At 64.6% G+C, this 840-nt stretch carries 1 protein-coding gene; it reads right to left on the bottom strand.

All coding sequences use genetic code 11. From position 1 onward, the window contains the following. On the bottom strand, positions 1–840 hold an 840-nt coding region (locus KW839_RS27310), incomplete at both ends, for an Ig-like domain-containing protein (protein WP_218426043.1).

Genomic DNA, 840 nt, shown 5'->3' with positions numbered 1-840 from the left:
CCAACGGGGTAGGTGCCGATTGCGGGAAGCCCGCCGCCACGCCGTTGGTGACCACGGCGATGCCGCCGACGGTCAGGGTTTGCAGGCCGTCCAGCGCCGTCACGGTGAAGGTGCCGCTCTGGGTCAGCGCCGAGGTGGCTGGGTTGCTGCCGTCGCTGAGGTTTTTCTCGTAGACGGTCAGTTCTCCGCCATAGACGTTCAGGCCGTCGAGAGTGACGGTGTCGTCGTTGTTGTGGATCTGCAGCACCAGGTTGGCGGTGCTGGTGTCGCCGTCCGCGTCGGTGATGGTGTATTGGAAGGTCTCGCTGCCGTCACCACCGCCGTGCAGGGCTTTGAAGTCGGCGTCAGTGGTGTTCAGGGTGTAGGTGTAGGTGCCGTTGGCATTCAACACCAGGGTGCCGTAGGTACCGGCGAAGGTGCCGGGGGTGATCGGGCCGGCGTTTTCGCCAGTCGGTACGCGGTCAGCCCCCTGCACGTCGTTGGTCAGGACATTGCCATTGAGGGTCAGCAGGGATTCAGAGGCGGTGCCGTTGCTGTCGTTTACGCCCTTCGGCAGGTCGTCGACGATGTTGACGTTGATCTGCCCGGTCGCACTGTCGCCATCGGTGTCGGTAGCGACGACGCTGAAGTTCTCGACGACGCTGTTGGCGCCGTTGGCGTTCGGGTGGGTTTCGTTATCGACCAGGGTGTAGCTGTAGCTGATCACGCCCGTCGCCGGGTTGTAACCGGTGATGGTCAGGGTGCTGCCCAACGGGGTAGGTGCCGATTGCGGGAAGCCCGCCGCCACGCCGTTGGTGACCACGGCGATGCCGCCGACGGTCAGGGTTTGCAGGCCGTCCA

The sequence above is a fragment of the Pseudomonas sp. PDM31 genome (assembly GCF_019218965.1).
In the GTDB taxonomy this organism is placed as follows: Bacteria; Pseudomonadota; Gammaproteobacteria; order Pseudomonadales; family Pseudomonadaceae; genus Aquipseudomonas.
The sequence above is the reverse complement of the archived record's forward strand: the minus strand, read 5'-3'. Positions and strand labels throughout refer to the sequence as shown.